The organism is Mangrovimonas sp. sgz306409, assembly GCF_059735265.1.
In genome coordinates this window covers 97317-115092 of sequence record NZ_JCAPEU010000006.1, presented here as the reverse complement: position 1 = coordinate 115092, position 17776 = coordinate 97317, and the positions used below count along the sequence as shown (strand labels likewise).

General features: G+C 37.5%; 17 protein-coding genes. 11 read left to right on the top strand and 6 right to left on the bottom strand.

Annotated elements, in window-relative coordinates; translation table 11 throughout:
* Window positions 1–51 precede the first annotated feature (51 nt).
* A complete protein-coding gene (locus tag AC6I5C_RS11600) occupies window positions 52–1137 on the top strand; it encodes an AMP-binding protein (protein WP_497905291.1) in 1086 nt (361 codons plus the stop codon).
* Between the two features lie 30 nt (window positions 1138–1167).
* On the opposite strand, the gene AC6I5C_RS11595 is transcribed toward AC6I5C_RS11600, so the two are convergent.
* The 4 genes from AC6I5C_RS11595 to AC6I5C_RS11580 are packed head-to-tail and all read right to left on the bottom strand — an operon-like array spanning window position 1168 to window position 4102.
* On the bottom strand, window positions 1168–1884 hold the full coding sequence (locus AC6I5C_RS11595) for a head GIN domain-containing protein (RefSeq protein WP_497905290.1): 717 nt from the start codon (window positions 1882–1884) through the stop codon (window positions 1168–1170).
* Between the two features lie 4 nt (window positions 1885–1888).
* Window positions 1889–2983: a hypothetical protein gene (locus tag AC6I5C_RS11590; protein WP_497905289.1), complete on the bottom strand. Its 1095-nt coding sequence runs from the start codon at window positions 2981–2983 to the stop codon at window positions 1889–1891.
* Window positions 2961–3533, bottom strand: coding sequence for a hypothetical protein (locus AC6I5C_RS11585; RefSeq protein WP_497905288.1), 573 nt, complete (start codon window positions 3531–3533; stop codon window positions 2961–2963). Before AC6I5C_RS11585 ends, AC6I5C_RS11590 begins: the two co-directional genes overlap by 23 nt.
* Before the next feature lie 8 nt (window positions 3534–3541).
* Window positions 3542–4102 carry an RNA polymerase sigma factor gene (locus AC6I5C_RS11580; RefSeq protein ID WP_497905287.1) on the bottom strand — a complete coding sequence of 187 codons (561 nt, stop codon included), beginning with the start codon at window positions 4100–4102 and terminating at the stop codon, window positions 3542–3544.
* 229 nt (window positions 4103–4331) lie between these two features.
* Here AC6I5C_RS11580 and lon point away from each other — a divergent pair, with 229 nt between their 5' ends.
* The 8 genes from lon (at window position 4332) to AC6I5C_RS11540 (ending at window position 13771) form a co-directional block, all read left to right on the top strand.
* Window positions 4332–6782 (top strand): endopeptidase La, encoded by a 2451-nt coding sequence (gene lon, locus AC6I5C_RS11575; protein ID WP_497905286.1) that lies wholly within the window; start codon window positions 4332–4334, stop codon window positions 6780–6782.
* Window positions 6783–6897: 115 nt separating this feature from the next.
* Complete coding sequence (porQ, locus tag AC6I5C_RS11570) at window positions 6898–7917, top strand: type IX secretion system protein PorQ (protein ID WP_497905285.1); 1020 nt, start codon at window positions 6898–6900, stop codon at window positions 7915–7917.
* Complete coding sequence (gene cmk, locus AC6I5C_RS11565) at window positions 7917–8615, top strand: (d)CMP kinase (RefSeq protein ID WP_497905284.1); 699 nt, start codon at window positions 7917–7919, stop codon at window positions 8613–8615. The genes porQ and cmk overlap by 1 nt, the downstream gene beginning before the upstream one ends.
* A gap of 209 nt (window positions 8616–8824) precedes the next feature.
* Window positions 8825–10654, top strand: a complete 1830-nt coding sequence (gene rpsA, locus AC6I5C_RS11560) for a 30S ribosomal protein S1 (protein WP_053977682.1) — start codon at window positions 8825–8827, stop codon at window positions 10652–10654.
* A gap of 131 nt (window positions 10655–10785) precedes the next feature.
* Window positions 10786–11337 carry a bifunctional pyr operon transcriptional regulator/uracil phosphoribosyltransferase PyrR gene (gene pyrR, locus AC6I5C_RS11555; protein ID WP_497905283.1) on the top strand — a complete coding sequence of 184 codons (552 nt, stop codon included), beginning with the start codon at window positions 10786–10788 and terminating at the stop codon, window positions 11335–11337.
* A gap of 61 nt (window positions 11338–11398) precedes the next feature.
* Window positions 11399–12328: an aspartate carbamoyltransferase catalytic subunit gene (locus AC6I5C_RS11550; protein ID WP_497905282.1), complete on the top strand. Its 930-nt coding sequence runs from the start codon at window positions 11399–11401 to the stop codon at window positions 12326–12328.
* Between the two features lie 5 nt (window positions 12329–12333).
* Window positions 12334–12666 (top strand): hypothetical protein, encoded by a 333-nt coding sequence (locus AC6I5C_RS11545; RefSeq protein ID WP_053977685.1) that lies wholly within the window; start codon window positions 12334–12336, stop codon window positions 12664–12666.
* Window positions 12667–12862: 196 nt separating this feature from the next.
* The gene (locus AC6I5C_RS11540) at window positions 12863–13771 is read left to right on the top strand and encodes a ribonuclease Z (protein ID WP_497905281.1); all 909 of its coding nucleotides are present in this window, start codon (window positions 12863–12865) and stop codon (window positions 13769–13771) included.
* Here the strand turns inward: AC6I5C_RS11540 and AC6I5C_RS11535 are convergent.
* Entirely contained in the window at window positions 13758–14186 is a 429-nt protein-coding gene (locus AC6I5C_RS11535; protein WP_076664014.1) for a hypothetical protein, read from the bottom strand. The genes AC6I5C_RS11540 and AC6I5C_RS11535 overlap by 14 nt on opposite strands.
* Before the next feature lie 83 nt (window positions 14187–14269).
* Between AC6I5C_RS11535 and pdxH the strand changes: the two genes are divergently transcribed.
* Window positions 14270–14917, top strand: coding sequence for a pyridoxamine 5'-phosphate oxidase (gene pdxH / locus AC6I5C_RS11530; RefSeq protein WP_497905280.1), 648 nt, complete (start codon window positions 14270–14272; stop codon window positions 14915–14917).
* A gap of 221 nt (window positions 14918–15138) precedes the next feature.
* Window positions 15139–15633: a CAP domain-containing protein gene (locus tag AC6I5C_RS11525; protein WP_076663946.1), complete on the top strand. Its 495-nt coding sequence runs from the start codon at window positions 15139–15141 to the stop codon at window positions 15631–15633.
* A gap of 224 nt (window positions 15634–15857) precedes the next feature.
* Here the strand turns inward: AC6I5C_RS11525 and AC6I5C_RS11520 are convergent, their stop codons facing one another.
* A complete protein-coding gene (locus tag AC6I5C_RS11520; protein WP_497905279.1) occupies window positions 15858–17765 on the bottom strand; it encodes an OmpA family protein in 1908 nt (635 codons plus the stop codon).
* Between the last annotated feature and the right edge of the window lie 11 nt (window positions 17766–17776).

The window sequence follows — 17776 nt, the reverse complement described above, 5'->3', positions numbered from 1 at the left end:
TAAAATCAGTTAAAAATAGCATAATTTTAGCTTATCTAATACCGTACCACAATGATTCCAAGTTACGATAAAATACATTTAAGGTTTAAGCTCAACGGTTCTAGTTATGATAAAGAATCTCTTAAAGAAGTGAGCTACAGTTTGATAAAGGAAGGAGAAGCCTACGAGAAAATAATAGGAGATTTTTTGTTGGATTGGCTTGATGATAAGGAGTCTGTTGAAGTGAAAACTTCTGGATCTACAGGAGTGCCCAAGGTAATTTCGGTGAGTAAACAAGCTATGGTACATTCGGCCTTGGCTACAGGAAATTATTTTAAGCTGTCTCCTGGAGATAGAGCACTTCATTGTTTGCCTACCAATTTTATTGCGGGTAAAATGATGTTGGTAAGAGCTATGATTTTAGGCTTGGAACTAGATATGGTTGAGCCATCAAGACTCCCTGCTTATGACGACCAAGTGGTTTACGATTTTTGTGCCATGATCCCCATGCAGGTGAAAGACAATTTGGAACGATTGAAAAACATTAAAACCTTGATAGTTGGAGGGGCTGCATTTCCGGTCACTTTAATGCCTTTCATTCAAGACCTGCCAGGAAACGTATATGCTACTTATGGCATGACTGAAACTTTGAGTCATATTGCGGTAAAACCATTGAATCATCTAAAAAAAGCAGCACATTTTCAAGTGTTGGAGGGCATTGAGATTTCTCAGGACGAACGTGGCTGTTTGGTGATTGATGCACCCGATTTAATGGTTGAGAAATTAGTGACCAATGATATAGTAGAATTGTATTCAGATAAAGAGTTTGATGTTTTGGGACGCATTGACAATGTCATCAATTCTGGAGGAGTTAAGTTATTCCCTGAGCAGATTGAAGCCAAATTGGATTCTAATATCGGGCAACGCTTTTTTATTTCTTCTGAAGAGGATGAAGTTCTAGGAGAGAAGGTGATTTTGGTAGTGGAGAAAGATGATAGCTCCATTACACCATCTACATTTAAGGTACTGGAGAAGTTTGAAAAACCTAAAGCAGTTTATGTATTGGAGCAATTTGAGGAAACCATCTCCGGTAAAATTAGGCGAAAAAATACATTAGAACTTTTAAAGAAACACGCAAAACAAAAACCACTCATTTGAGTGGTTTTTTTGATTATATGATAGGTTGAATTAGTTGTTTCGTATTCTGCCAGACCCAGAAACTTTGGTGTCTTCTTTTGCAGGATTGCCTTTGTAGCTTACAGAGCCAGAACCTGCCACGCGAGCTTTTAAAATCTCTTTTGAGTATACTTTGGCGCTACCAGATCCAGCTACGGAGACATCGGTGTTGTTGGAAATTAATTTGTAGGCTTCCAAATCTCCCGATCCCGCAACACTAGCTTCTAGTGAAGTGGTGTTTCCCGAAAGGACTAAATCCCCCGATCCGGCCAAACTGGCTTCAATGGTATTCGCTTCCACCGAAATTTTTAAATCTCCAGACCCAGCCATTTCCACATCAAAATGATTGGTAACAATGATGTCTTCGTTCCAAAGGTCTCCGGAACCGGCAAAGGACACCTTCTCAATATCTGTAAAAGGGATGGTGATTTTTATTGGTTTGTTGCTGCTGGTTCTAAGGTTTGCAGAGTTTTCAACCTTAATGATCAACCGTTCGTTTTTTACTTCGGTTACAATGTATTCCAGTAAATTGGCTTCACCTTCCAGGATTATTTGGCCTTCCGTGCCTTTTACCAAAACATAGTCAAATGATCCTGCACAGCTAATGGTATTATAGTCTGATGTTGTTCGGGTAATGGTTGTAACGTTGCCATTTCCCTTTACTTTCTTTTGAGCTTGAGTGATGCCTATGGCAAAAATTGCGAATAGACATAATGCTAATCTTTTCATGGTGTTAGATTTTTTTGAATGTGACACTTCCGTAATCGGATGAAATTTTAATGTTGTTGGAGGAGGAGGCGTCTCCGTGATATCCCAAGTAATAGTTTCTCGAAGATTCTTCTTTCTCCTTGGTGAAATGGAATTCATCAGCATCTCTTAAGGAAGCGTATTCCAAATCGATTTCAAAGTTGAAGCTGTAGCCTGATTGATAGCCAATGGTGATCCCTACATAATCTGTTTCTATATTGATATTGCCAGCATTGGAAGCCATTTCATCAATTTTTAGGGAACCGTAATCTGCATTGATAGACACATTTTTGTAGACCTTCCCAATTCTTGTGGTAAGATAATCTCCATTGCCCTCTACATTGTTGATGTTTTCAATGGTCATGGAGCCATAGTCGCATCTGTATTTAATGTTTTCTCCAATTTCTACTACCGATTTGGTATAATCGGCAACGATATCGAGATCCTTTGTTTTAGCTACGGTAAAGGCACTATAATCGGCATTGATATTTCCACTTTTAATGTATTCGAAGTAGCTGTTTTTGGTGTAATCAAAACGAATTTCGTTACCATCGGCCATGAGTTCTTTGGTAGTAATTTTACCGTAATCGCATTTTAGAATAGCTCTTCCCTCAAGCTTATCCAGGTTTATAAAACCATAATCGTTATTGAGGTCTACACTATTGGAAATTGGCAATTTCACAAGGTAATTGATTTCCATGTTCACATTGTTGTTGTTTCCCCAGCTCCACCATGATTTGGATTTGTTTTTGTTGAAAATGGTTCTGGCTTCTACAAGATTAGAGTTGGCATTGAACTCAATTGTAATGTCATTCAATTTGGCTTCTACCTTTTCAAGGTCGTTTCCGTTGGTTTTGATATTTACTTCAATGGTAGTGGTGCTACCGCTATAAGTGACTACATTGATGTTGCCGTAGCTGTTGTTGATTTTCAACAAGGCATTTGGGCTAACGGGAAATTCCTTTTTTATGGTTTTTTCCTTGGTATGCTTACCCTTCCAGTTCATGGAATTGCTAGCAATGCTCACTGCCGAAATCAATAGGAAGGCAATGGCGAGTTTATATGGTAAGTTTGTTTTCATTGTATTCTTGCTTTAACTGTTTTACTTGTTTTATGTTTTCCAAAACATCGTTGAGTAGATCTATTCTGCTTTGGAAGTTTGAAATCATGGCGTAGATTACGCGTTTATCATCGCCACTTTGTGTTAAATCTATTTTGAGGGCTTCATATTTATTTTCTAGAATTTCCATTTGTTTGAGTGCGTCGTCAATGAGCTTTTCCGTTTCAGGGGAGCGTTCGCTCTTGAGCGTTGCTAGTTCTTGTTCAATGGCAGCCGTAAAGAAGGTTTGCGTTTCTGACAATTCAGGAGACACACTGGCTAAATCTTTAGGCTCTGGTTGCTGCATGATTACGGTAAAAAGTCCAAGGGCAACAATAATGGAGGCTGCAAAGGCTAGAGCACTTTGCCAATAGGAGCGCTTCATCCTTGGTTGGATAACAGTGCTAGTTTGGCTTGGATTCTGCATTTGCAGTTTTTCCAAGAAACGCCCTTGATGGCCTAGGTTTGGCATCTCGTAATCCAAATCGTCCTTTATGGAGTCAAACAGTTTGTCTAGATTATCTCGTTTCATCGTTTTGTTTAATGTTCAGTTATTAACTGAAGTTTTTGTCTGAGGCTATCTTTGGCTCTGGATATCATGGTGCGGCAATTGGCATATGAAATATTCATGATTTCGGAAATCTCGTCATAGTCGTAGCCTTCAATTAAATGAAGAGTTAGGCATATTTTGTAGTTTTCCTTCAAGGTTTTCATAGTGTCCATTACCTGTTTGGCTTTTAAGTTGGTAAACTCATGATCTTCGGGGATGCCATCTTGATCTTCGACTTTGTAAAGGACATCATCCAAATGAACATCATTGTGCTTACTGTTTTTATTGTATCTATGGATACTGTTGTTAATTGTTATTCGTTTTAACCAAGCTCCAAAAGTGCTGTAAACCTTTAAGCTGTCCAATTTTGTAAAAGCCGTTAAAAAGGACTCTTGCATGATGTCTTCAGCTTCATATTTGTCTTGAACAATCCTATAGGCGGTATTGTACATGGCTCTGTAATACCTATTATAGACTTCCATTTGAGCCTTTTGGTTGCCGTTATTACAGAGTTGCAATAAGTGCTCTATATTTTGATTGGTCAAGGTCAAAAAAACAATTGTTTAGTATAAAGATATCGTTGAATGGAATTTGTTACACTTTGCGCAAAAAATTGTACAGTCTTTTTTTAGCAATGGCATAACTATTGAATAAATATAGCAGTAAATAATGTAAAAACACTGTAAAACATTGGTTTGTAGAGAGCATTAAAAATTGTTTAACGTAAGTAATGTGTAAATTCTGTTACTAAAGAGGTGACAGAATGACCAAAATATATCTATGGCAAAATCTAATTTTTTAAGTCTTGACAGTTTGTCATTTCAGGAGTTTGATGAAAATTCAGAATTAATTCCTTTAATGACCCCTGAAGATGAGGCAGAAATCAATAATGAAGTCCTACCGGATTCACTTCCAATATTGCCTTTGCGCAATACGGTGTTGTTTCCAGGTGTGGTGATTCCTATTACTGCTGGTCGCGATAAATCCATTAAGTTGATCAACGATGCCAACAGTGGCGGGAAGGTAATAGGAGTAGTATCTCAAAAAGACGAAAATGTGGAAGACCCTTCAGGAAAGGATATCTTCAAAACAGGGACCGTAGCCAAAATCCTTAAGGTATTAAAAATGCCAGATGGCAACACGACTATTATCATTCAAGGGAAAAAGCGCTTTGAAATTGATCAAGTGGTTAGTGAAGATCCTTATATGACAGCCACCATTAAGGATTTAATGGAGGCAAAACCAGGTCCAAACAATGATGAGTTTGCAGCCATTATAGAATCTATTAAGGATTTGGCGCTTCAAATTATTAAGGAGAGCCCAAATATCCCAACTGAGGCTAGTTTCGCTATTAAGAATATTGAAAGTAATTCGTTCTTGGTGAACTTTGTGTCTTCCAATATGAACCTTTCTGTGGAAGAAAAGCAAAGGCTTTTGGAAATAAACGATTTGAAGGAGCGTGCTTTGGCAACCTTGAAATATATGAATTTGGAGTTCCAGAAGTTGGAGCTTAAAAATGATATCCAGTCCAAGGTTCAGAGTGATATGAACCAACAGCAACGCGAGTATTTTCTTCATCAGCAAATGAAAACCATTCAAGAAGAGCTTGGAGGTACTTCATATGAAGAGGAAATCGAGGAAATGAAATTGCGTTCCAAGGATAAGGTTTGGAGTGAAGATGTGGAGGAGCATTTCAATAAGGAAATTTCCAAATTGCAACGAATGAACCCTCAGGTTGCAGAATATTCTATCCAACGTAATTATTTGGATTTGTTCCTGGATTTACCTTGGAATGAATACAGTACGGATATTTTTGATTTAAAACGCGCAAGAAAAATATTGGACCGTGACCATTATGGTTTGGACGATGTTAAGGATAGAATCATTGAGTATTTGGCGGTTTTAAAACTGCGTAACGATATGAAATCGCCTATTTTGTGTTTGTATGGACCTCCTGGGGTTGGTAAAACTTCTTTGGGGAAATCTGTTGCAGAGGCATTGGGTAGGGAATATGTAAGGATGTCATTGGGTGGTTTACGTGATGAAGCCGAAATTAGAGGGCATCGCAAAACCTATATCGGGGCTATGCCAGGAAGAATCTTGCAAAGTCTTAAAAAGGCCGGTACTTCAAATCCTGTGTTTGTTTTGGACGAGATAGACAAATTATCTAACAGTCACCAAGGAGATCCGTCTTCGGCTATGTTGGAAGTATTGGACCCGGAGCAAAACAGTGAGTTCTATGATAATTTCTTGGAAATGGGGTATGACCTTTCCAAAGTTATGTTTATTGCTACGTCCAACAGTCTTAATACCATTCAGCCTGCGTTGAGGGATAGAATGGAAATCATCAACGTAAGCGGATATACCATTGAAGAAAAAGTGGAAATTGCAAAGCGTCACTTGTTGCCGAAACAATTGGAAGAGCATGGACTTTCTGTAAAGGATTTGAAAATAGCCAAACCGCAATTAGAGAAAATCGTTGAGGGGTATACACGTGAATCCGGAGTGAGAGGATTGGAAAAGCAAATTGCCAAAATGGTAAGACATGCAGCTAAAAATATTGCCATGGAGGAAACCTATAATATTAAGGTGACCAATGAAGATATCATTAAGGTGTTGGGAGCTCCAAGATTGGAACGTGATAAATATGAAAACAACAATGTTGCTGGTGTGGTAACAGGCTTGGCTTGGACAAGTGTAGGAGGGGACATCCTCTTTATTGAGTCTATTTTATCCAAAGGAAAGGGAGCTTTAAACATTACCGGTAATTTAGGTAAAGTCATGAAGGAGTCGGCTACCATTGCAATGGAGTACATTAAATCCCATGCCGAGGAATTTGATATCGATCCAGATGTTTTTGATAAATACAATGTGCATATCCACGTGCCGGAAGGAGCAACGCCAAAAGATGGGCCAAGCGCAGGGGTAACTATGTTGACCTCATTGGTATCTTTGTTCACGCAGCGAAAGGTAAAGAATAGTTTGGCCATGACAGGGGAGATTACTTTAAGAGGAAAAGTGTTGCCTGTTGGAGGAATTAAGGAAAAAATCTTGGCTGCCAAACGCGCTAGGATTAAGGAGATTTTACTTTGTGAAGAAAACAGACGTGATATCGAAGAAATAAAAGCTGAATACCTAAAAGGACTTAAGTTCCATTATGTTACTGATATGAGTGAAGTGTTGAAAATTGCACTCACCAATCAAAAAGTAGATAATGCAAAGACTTTATAAGTTTTAATAGAGCAGAAACAATAAAAACCTCAATGAAAATTGAGGTTTTTTTATGCAAGAAAAATAAATCAAACATGTACTCGTTTTAAGTAAGATTTGTTTACTTTGCACACCTATGCTAAAGAGGTTTACCACTTTTTTTTGTCTTTTCACCGTATCAACCATTTACTCGCAATTAGGCGGTGAGTCTACCTATCAATTTCTAAATCTTGTGTCTTCTCCAAGGCAAGCTGCTTTGGGAGGAAAGGTGATTACCAACTACGATTATGATGTTACGGGAGCTATATACAACCCCGCAACGATCAATGATGAAATGGACAATCAGTTGGCCCTAAACTACACAAGTTATTTGGGAGGTATCAGTTATGGTACAGGGGCCTACGCCTATACTTGGGACCGTAGAGTACAAACTTTTCATATGGGGGTTACCTATATTAATTATGGTGATTTTGACGGCTACGATGAGAATGGAGTGTCTACAGGTTCCTTCTCAGGAAATGAAGCAGCGATATCTTTTGGGTATGCTAGACAAATAGGATATTCCGATTTTTATTTTGGAGCGAATGTAAAGTTTATAACTTCCAAGTTGGAGCAGTACAATTCTATTGGGGCTGCATTAGATTTAGGAGTGATTTATATTGATGAGGATTTAGGTTTCCATGCGGCTTTAACGTTAAGGAATGCTGGAACTCAATTCAAAACCTATGCAGGACAAAATGAAAATCTTCCATTGGAAGTGAATTTAGGATTGTCGCAACAATTGGAGAATGTCCCATTGCGTTGGCATTTAACTTTCGAGAATTTACAGGAATGGCCCATTGGGGTTTCCAATCCGGCAAGAGCCACTACCGATTTGGAAGGGAATCAAACCCAAGAAAAAGTTGGCTTCTTCAATCAAGTATTGCGTCATACTATTGTGGCGGCAGAATTGTTTCCAGATCGCGGATTTAACTTAAGATTGGGCTATAACTTTAGAAGATCGGAGGAATTGCGAATTGAAGATCAGCGTAATTTTTCTGGATTATCTTTTGGAGTTGGCTTGAAACTTAATAAATTAAGGTTCAGTTATACCCATGCTCGATACACCAGTGCTTCAAACACTAACTTTTTAGGATTGCAAATAGATTTGAGATAATGCAGAATATTACCATAGCCATAGACGGCTTTTCTTCAACAGGTAAAAGTACGGTAGCAAAATCCTTGGCAAAAGCTTTAGGTTACGTTTATGTGGATTCTGGCGCTATGTATAGAGCAGTGACACTGTATGCCATGAAGAATGATTTTATTGATGGAACACATTTCAATAGGAAAGGACTGTTAAATCAATTGGATGCCATTGCGATTTCATTTCAATTCAATCCAGATTTAGGGTATGCCGAAGTGTACCTAAACGGAGAAAACGTTGAAAAAGATATCAGGACTTTGGAGGTTTCCAATTTGGTGAGCCAGATTGCTGCGGTGCCGGAAGTTCGTGAAAAACAAGTGGCCTTACAAAGAAAAATAGGAGAGGACAAGGGGGTTGTGATGGATGGAAGAGATATAGGAACTGTAGTATTTCCAAATGCCGAATTGAAAATATTTATGACAGCTTCTCCCGAAACAAGGGCCAGACGTCGCTATGACGAATTGGTGCAACGTGGGGACGAAGTGGATTATGAATCGGTGTTGCAAAATGTGCAAACACGTGATCATTTGGACTCTACCAGAAAAGATTCCCCTCTCATCCAAGCTGAAGACGCTATCTTGATTGATAATTCTCACTTAAGCCTGCAAGAGCAGTTCGATAAAATTATGGAACTGGCACAAAAGGTTATTTCAGTAAAAAATAGCTAATAGAATTCCTTTCTTTTAATTATTTAAAATCAGCAGTTTATACTTTGTGTGAATTGTTTGTTTATTTTGTTTTATAGTTGTATTTTTGCACTCCTTTTTGGCGGATTGGAAAAGTAAAAAAGGACTTTGATAAAAAATAAACAATAATTCTTCTGTGTGTTTCCGCATGACACTTTTCAAATATACAGAATACAAATTATTATCAGCACATGGCTGAAAACGCAAAACAAGCAGAAGTTGAAGCAACTGAAGCTAAAACTGTTAAGGCTCCAGTATCTGAAGCTCAAGCAAACCCAGAAAAATTCTTAAAAGATTTCAACTGGCACAATTACGAAGAAGGAATTGACCAAGTTGACGATCAACAATTGAAAGAATTTGAAAAATTAGTTTCTGAAAATTTCGTTGACACTTTAGATGACGAGGTTGTAGAAGGTGTAGTAGTTCACATTACAGATCGTGACGCTATTATCGACATCAACGCTAAGTCTGAAGGTGTAATCTCTTTAAACGAGTTTCGTTACAACCCACATTTAAAAGTAGGAGACAAAGTAGAAGTATTGATCGATGTTCGTGAAGATGCTACTGGACAATTGGTGTTGTCTCACCGTAAAGCTCGTGTAATCAAGGCTTGGGATCGTGTTAACGCTGCTCACGAAAGTGGAGAAATCGTTAACGGTTTCGTTAAATGTAGAACTAAAGGTGGTATGATCGTTGACGTATTCGGAATTGAAGCATTCTTGCCAGGTTCTCAAATCGACGTGAAGCCAATTAGAGATTACGATCAATATGTAAATAAAACTATGGAATTCAAAGTTGTTAAGATCAACCACGAATTTAAGAACATAGTAGTATCTCACAAAGCACTTATCGAAGCTGACATCGAAGAACAGAAAAAAGAAATCATCGGTCAGTTAGAAAAAGGTCAAGTATTGGAAGGTGTTGTTAAAAACATTACATCTTACGGTGTGTTTATTGATCTTGGTGGTGTAGATGGATTAATTCACATTACTGACCTTTCTTGGTCAAGAATTAACCACCCGAACGAAATTGTGGAACTAGACCAAAAACTTAACGTTGTAATCCTTGATTTTGATGAAAACAAATCAAGAATCCAATTAGGATTGAAGCAGTTGAGCAAGCACCCTTGGGAAGCTCTTGGAGAAGACGTTAAAGTAGGAGACAAAGTAAAAGGTAAAGTAGTTGTAATTGCAGATTACGGTGCATTTATCGAAGTAGCTGACGGTGTTGAAGGATTGGTTCACGTTTCTGAAATGTCTTGGTCAACTCACTTACGTTCTGCTCAAGATTTCGTATCTGTTGGAGATGAAATCGAAGCAGTTATCTTGACTTTGGATAGAGAAGATCGTAAGATGTCTCTTGGTATCAAGCAATTGACTCCAGATCCATGGACAGACATTACTTCTAAGTACCCTGTAGGTTCTCACCACACAGGTATCGTACGTAACTTTACAAACTTTGGTGTATTCGTAGAATTGGAAGAAGGTATTGACGGATTGATCTACATCTCTGATTTATCTTGGACTAAGAAAATCAAGCACCCAAGTGAATTCTGTAACGTAGGAGACAAGTTAGACGTTGTAGTATTGGAATTGGATGTTGAAGGACGTAAACTAAGTTTAGGTCACAAACAAACTACAGACAATCCTTGGGATAAGTACGAAACTGAGTTCGCGATCAACACAACTCACACTGCTGAAGTTACTGAGATCGTAGACAAAGGTGCTACTGTAGAGTTCAACGAAGATATCGTAGCGTTTGTTCCTGCTCGTCACTTAGAAAAAGAAGACGGTAAGAAACTTAAGAAAGGTGAAGAAGCTGAATTCAAAATCATTGAGTTCAATAAAGAATTCAAGCGTGTTGTAGCCTCTCACACTGCTATCTTTAGAGCTGAAGAAGCTGCCAACGTAAGAGCTGCTGCTGAAAAAGCAGAAGCACAAGCTGCAGAAGCAAAACCTACTTTAGGAGATGCTAATGACGCATTACAGGCACTTAAAGATAAAATGGACGGTAAGAAATAATTCAAAACCGCATTAAGCCTAAAAAGCCTTCAGAAATCTGAAGGCTTTTTTTATATCTTAAATCCAAAATCTGCATTGTATACAAGGATTTTTTAACTTAAATTTGTAATCCAAATACCTTTGGAAACAATATGAGTCAAAAAGTATTACTTAATGCTAAAGAGGTTAATATCATTCTTCATCGATTGGCCTGTCAACTCATTGAAAATCATAATAATTTTACCGATACCGTTCTTATAGGAATTCAACCTAGAGGGAAGTATTTGGCGCAGCGTTTGGCAAAAATGTTGCAAGATGAATACCATGTAGCGCAACTGCATTTAGGCTTTTTGGACATCACTTTTTTTAGGGATGATTTTAGAAGAGGGGATAAAACCTTGGAAGCCAATAGCACGGAAATCAACTTTTTGGTAGAAGGTAAAAATGTTGTGTTTATTGATGATGTACTGTACACTGGAAGAAGCATAAGAGCAGCCTTAACAGCCATACAGTCCTTTGGAAGGCCTAAAGAAATTGAATTGTTGACCCTGATAGACCGTCGCTTCAGTAGACACCTACCTATTCAACCAACCTACAGTGGACGTCAAGTAGACGCTATCAATAAAGAAAAGGTGATGGTAAACTGGCAGGAAAATGAAGGAGAAGACTCTGTGTATCTCATTGAAAAAGAAGTTTCAGGGTAAACTTAAAAGAATAACCGAATTAAATTACCAACCCCATTTAATGGGGAAAATATAAAGATCTATGAGCGAGTTAAGTGTCAACCACTTATTGGGAATTAAATATCTAAACTCACAAGATATTCAATTGATTTTTGAAACTGCCGATCACTTCAAAGAAGTTATCAATAGGCCTATAAAAAAGGTGCCTTCGCTCAGGGACATTACCATAGCCAACTTGTTTTTCGAGAATTCAACAAGAACAAGATTGTCTTTTGAATTGGCAGAAAAGAGGCTTTCAGCAGATGTTATTAACTTCTCTGCGGCACAGTCTTCAGTAAAAAAAGGAGAAACCCTTATCGATACTGTAAACAACATCTTATCTATGAAAGTGGATATGGTTGTTATGAGGCACCCCAATCCAGGTGCGGGCGTGTTTTTATCGAAACATGTAAATGCCAGCATTGTCAATGCAGGTGATGGAGCCCATGAACACCCAACACAAGCCTTATTGGACTCTTATTCTATTAGAGAACGATTGGGAGGTGTAGAAGGTAAAAATGTAGTGATTGTTGGCGATATTCTACATAGCCGTGTTGCCCTTTCCAACATTTTTGCATTGCAGTTGCAAGGAGCCAACGTTATGGTATGTGGCCCAAAAACATTACTCCCTAAATATATTGATAAATTAGGAGTAAAGGTAGAAACCGATTTACGCAAGGCTTTAAATTGGTGCGATGTTGCCAATATGCTTAGGGTTCAAAACGAGCGTATGGACATAAGCTATTTCCCGTCTACTAGAGAATATACCCAACAGTATGGTGTTAACAAGGCATTATTGGACTCTTTGGATAAAGAGATTACCATTATGCACCCAGGACCTATTAATCGTGGTGTAGAGATCACGAGTGATGTTGCAGATTCTAAGCAGGCCATTATTTTGGATCAAGTTCAAAATGGGGTTGCGGTTAGAATGGCTGTAATTTATTTATTAGCTTCTAAAATTAAACACTAACGATCATGATTTTTGACAAAGACGAAAACATTACCATCATTACGCAGGAAAAAGCAACTCCCCAAGAACTAGTTAAGAAATTAGGCGTTTTATACGAACGTTTTAAAAATGACAATGTCATTGTGAACCTAACTAGTTTAAATAAAATCCCATTGGAACAAGTGGTTGAATTTTTGGAAATCTCCAACAGACATAGAGGGGCCAAACATTCATTCGTAATAGTAACCGATAAAGTGGACTTTAATGAAATGCCCGATGAGATTATGGTGGTTCCTACCATAAAAGAGGCTTACGATATTATTGAAATGGAAGAGATGGAGCGTGATTTAGGGATTTAATACATACGATTCTAACAAAAATACATATCGAAAACCAGTAAGTTAACTTGCTGGTTTTCTTTTTTGGTTATCATTATTCCTTAAAAAAATTGATGTTTCCATAAAAAAATCGGAAATTTCAGATATCAAATATTCTCTAGAAAGAAATCAATTTCGAGAGTACCAAAACGTCCAATCCATAAAGTTTAGCAATATTTTGAAACTTACGATACTAGGTTGTTACAGCGCAACACCAAGGGCCAATACCAATCCAACAGCTCAGGTTTTGGAAATTAGAAACCATATGTTTTTGATAGACTGTGGAGAAGGCACACAAGTTCAGTTGCGTAAAAACAGGGTGAAGTTTGCCCGAATCAAGCATATTTTTATTTCGCATTTACATGGAGATCATTTTTTTGGTCTGGTAGGTTTGATTTCTACGTTTCGATTATTGACAAGGGAAACTGACTTGCATATTTATGGTCCAAAAGGGATTAAGGAAGTCATTACTTTACAAATGAAATTGGCAGATTCTTGGACCAATTATAGACTAATATTTCATGAATTGACCTCTACAGAATCTGAATTGATTTTTGAAGATGATGTGGTTCAGGTATACACTATTCCCTTAGATCATAGGGTATATACCAATGGATTTTTATTCAAGGAAAAAGAAGGGGAACGAAAATTGGATATGAATGCGGTGCTTAATGAAGATATTGATGTGGCTTATTACCGAAAGTTGAAATTGGGTCACGATATCTTGGATAACAAAGGAAACCTTATAAAAAATAGTAGTGTTACCAAACCACCTGTGCCTTCAAAGAGTTATGCCTTTTGCAGTGATACTGCTTACAATGAAAAAATGCTGCCAATTATAGAAGATGTTACGGTATTGTATCACGAATCTACATTCTTGGAAAAACATGGGCATTTGGCCCCCAGAACAAAACATTCTACAGCTATTGAGGCGGCGACAATTGCCAAAAAATGTAATGCTGGAACCCTAATATTGGGGCATTACTCTACACGCTACGATAATTTGAATGAATTTAAGGAAGAAGCCCAAACTGTGTTTAATAAAGTGCTTCTCGCTGAAGATGGTAAGACCTTTAATTTTGATTGATGCGCTGAAATTCCCTTAGATTTTGAACCCATTCCATGGCTTCTTCCAAGGTTTCACAACGCTTCATACTGGAAGGAGAAAATAGCTTTTCAATAGAAGCATTCATAAAATTTATATAGGAATAGTAAACAATGGCACTAGCTACAATATGGTCTAGTTCATCCTGAAATCTACTCCAGGAATGCGGGTCTAAAGAATAGGAATTTACCCTATTTGAGATATAGGCAATTTTAAAGCTAGGGCCATAGTGGTCCATTGCAAAAGCAATAACTTCTTCTATTTTTTCCCAGTCAAAATGGACGCCTTCATTGATTTCTGAAAGGATAAATTTGTCGAAAAAGTATATATTCCCAAAGGAAAACTCTACTTTTACGTGTTTAAATTCGTGGAAATATTTACTGTCTTCAAATCTCATGTAGGCGAAATATGAAGACAAAACTATAGGAATTTTTTCACCTGAAAAATTAAAATTCACCAAAAATTTCAGAATATATTCTAATGAATACAGACTTAAGTGGTTACAGAAAATCGTACGAAAAGGGGGAACTTCTACTAAAAGATGTATCGGAAAATCCGTTGGAGTTGTTCCAAAAATGGTTCCATGAAGTGGATCGTTTTTTTCCGGATGCCGAGGCAAATGCCATGACTTTATCTACCATTGGTTTGGATGGTTTTCCTAAGAGTAGGGTGGTTTTGCTTAAGAAATTTACCTACGAAGGTTTTATTTTTTATACCAATTATTTAAGTGAAAAGGGGAGGGCAATTGCCGCCAACCCTAATGTATGTCTCTCTTTTTTTTGGCACGGGGCAGAACGACAAATTATTATAAAAGGTAAAGCGGAAAGGATAGCAGAAAACTTAAGTGACGGCTATTTTGAATCTAGACCTAGAGGTAGCCAATTAGGAGCGATGGTCTCTAACCAAAGCGAGGTTGTTAAAGACCGAGAGGAATTGGAAACTAAATTGAAGAATCTAGAATTGGAATATGAGGGGAAGGAAATTCCTAGGCCAGATTATTGGGGAGGTTATATTGTAAAGCCAGTGGAGATGGAATTTTGGCAGGGAAGACCCAATAGACTGCATGATAGAATTCGTTGTGTTTTGGATGCCGATTATAATTGGATCAAACAGCGATTGGCTCCATAAACCACCTCCTTTTTAAGCTTAAACAATCTTAAGCCTTGCGCCGATGAAATGCATTTATCATCGCTGTAAGGCTTAATTTTTGACTCTAAAAGCACTGTTTATCGTTTATTGACATATTAAATCGATGAAATGCATGTTTTTTATCGATTTTAACATTTCTTTAACAGTGAGTTTCTGATAGTCTAGTAATTTTACTAAACCAAATCAAATTTAGCCTACTTATGACTACCAAAACTCTATGGCCGTTGCTGGCTTTACTAGCTTTGCTGTCTTTTTCCTGCACCACCGACAGCTTTTCTGATGGAGATATCAATACCATTACTTTAGAAAATGCCCCAGCAGCCAAAACCATTGAAATAGAAATCTTGGAATTGATTAATGCCCATAGAATTGAAAAAGGCTTGAATCCTTTGAACAATTTGGATGTCATAAAATCTGTTGCCTACACCCATACGGATTATATGGTGACTGAAAACGTTGTTAACCACAATAATTTCTTTCAAAGAAAAGAAAGCTTGATACAGAATGCCGCTGCTACAAAGGTTACAGAAAATGTGGCTTATGCCTATAGTACAGCTCAAGGTGTTGTTAATGCTTGGTTAAACAGCGAAGGACATAGGGAAAATATAGAAGGAGACTTTACAGATTTTGATATTTCTGCTGAACAAAATAGCGAAGGAAAATGGTATTATACCAATATATTTATAAAGAGATAAATCCGCTGTTAACTTTAAATTCCTTAAAAGATCGTTATGTACTCATGACGATCTTTTTTGTTTAAGAGTTTTCTAGAGGAAAAAATATAAGATGGTGTAGTTTGTTTTAATTGGAGTAGGGCAAATACAATATTTAAAGGAATAGATGGCTTAGGAGTTTGGATTGGTAGAAAATAAAAAGCAGACCATTTGGTCTGCTTTTTATTTTAAGGAGTTTTATAAGTTTATTCCGAAAGGATGTAGAAGTAAGATCTTCTGTTAAGCTGATGCTCTTCTTCGGTACATTTTACACCGTTTGAACATTGGTTCAACAATTGAGTTTCTCCATACCCAATGGCACTTTCTATACGTTCTGAAGCAATGCCACGAGATAACAGATACTCATGGGTAGATTTAGCTCTACGGTCTGATAGCTTCATGTTGTACTTGTCGCTTCCGCGGCTATCTGTATGCGATTCAATTTTAATCACCATGTTAGGGTGGGTGCGCATTACGTCAACAATATGTTCAAGTTCCACTTGGGCATCTGTTCTGATATCCCATTTGTCGAAGTCAAAGAAAATAGGATTGATAACAATTTGGTTTTCGATGATTAATGGTACCAATTCAATATCGACAACCATATCACCATCACTATCGGTACCAGAAAGGATTTGTTTCAGTTCATCTTTGTAATCCACTTTGGCCCCCATAATAGTGTAAGCCGTTTTACATTTCAATTTGAACTCATACACACCTGTAGAGTCGGTCATTTTTTCTTCTAAAATTTTACCTTCAGCATCTATTAGTTTTACAGTTGCCAAAGACAGAGGCAATTTTGTAAGGCTGTCTTTAACAACACCACGAACCATTTGTGAACAGGCAGTAAATGAATAGATATCGTCACTTCCAACACCTGGACGGTTAGATGAAAAATATCCGTTTTCAGTTTCAGAATCGATAGTGAAAGCAAAATCATCGTACCCTGTGTTAAAAGGTGCTCCTAAATTTTCAAGTTCAGCACTGGAATCATTCAGGATATCCGATTTGAAAATATCCAAGAATCCTAAGTTGATATTACTATCTGAAGAAAAGTAAAGGGTATTGTCTTTGGCTACATAAGGAAACATTTCTTTACCATCACTATTGATGGATGGCCCTAAGTTTACAGGCTCTCCATAACTGTCATCCCCCAAAATAGCGACCTTGTAAATATCGGTTTCTCCATAACCTCCTTCACGATCTGATACAAAGAATAATGTTCTATCATCTGGACTCAAGGCAGGATGCCCTGAAGAGTAGACCTTATCATTAAAAGGTAACTCTTTAATGTCTTTCCAAATACTGTCTTTATAGGACGCTTTATAAATTTTTAGGTGAGAAGTTCCTTCTTTGTCAGTTTTTAGACGGTTGTTTTTATTGACATTGTCTCTGGTAAAGTACATTGTTTTGCCATCTTGGGTAATAGCAATATTCGCCTCGTGGAATTCTGAATTAATTGATTTAGAATTGATGCTTTTCACTTTTTTAAAGTTCTCGGCACCGTCCTGTTCATTGATCACTACTTCGTAGATATCCAAATAAGGTTCCCCATTCCAATCATAGATTTTATCCTTTCCATCTCTTGCGGAAGAAAAGTATAAAATGCTATCTCTTCTATAGGCTCCAAACTCTGCATATTTGGTATTGATAGGAAGTGATTCCGTTCTTACATATATACCATCAGTGGAGGACAATTGCTCATAAATGGCAAGATCGTCAAAATTTAAATTGGCAATACGATCATCGTCAGGGTTGGCAGCTTTATATTTCTCCAACCATACAATGGCTTCTTCATAATTGCCTTGCCCTCTTAAAGCTTGAGAGTATCTGTACATGTATTTGGAGTCCAATTCACTTTCGTGAAGTCTTAAAGCTTCTCCGTACCACTCTGCAGATTCGGCAGATTTGGAATTGTTATAGTAACAATCGCCAAGCCTTGTCAATACATGGGCGCTACTATCTCCTTTTTTTACAGCTTCTTTGTAAAATTCTTCAGCCTTGGTATAAGCGTAATTTTTATAGAACTTATCGGCGACTCTTACCTGTTGCTTTTGAGCAACCATAAAAGTACTACTGAATGCTAGTAATATTATAAGTAATCTTGATTTCATAACAGGCTATT